The organism is Bradyrhizobium sp. Kon10, assembly GCF_055807395.1.
The window spans coordinates 1-231 of sequence record NZ_JBVVOZ010000440.1 but is presented as its reverse complement, the minus strand read 5'-3'; the positions used below and the strand labels follow the sequence as shown (position 1 = coordinate 231).

Annotated in this window: 1 pseudogene; it reads right to left on the bottom strand. The window is 68.4% G+C overall.

The window, feature by feature from the left end:
* Positions 1-231: pseudogene (locus AC0L2O_RS37670) on the bottom strand (N-methylproline demethylase); the annotation flags it as partial.

Genomic DNA, 231 nt, shown 5'->3' with positions numbered 1-231 from the left:
CCACCACGTCGGGAGACAGCGCCAGAACATCGTCCTTCTCCGCCCAGATGTCATAGCGGATATCGACGCCGAGCCGGCCGAGTTCGGCCAGCCGCCAGTCGATAATGCCGATCAACTCCTTGCGGCGCGGGTTTTGCGTCGCCAGCCGCACCTGCCCGCCGGCCTGGCTCGACGCTTCCAGCACCGTCACCTTGTGACCGCGCTCGGCCGCGACACGCGCCGCCTCCAGAC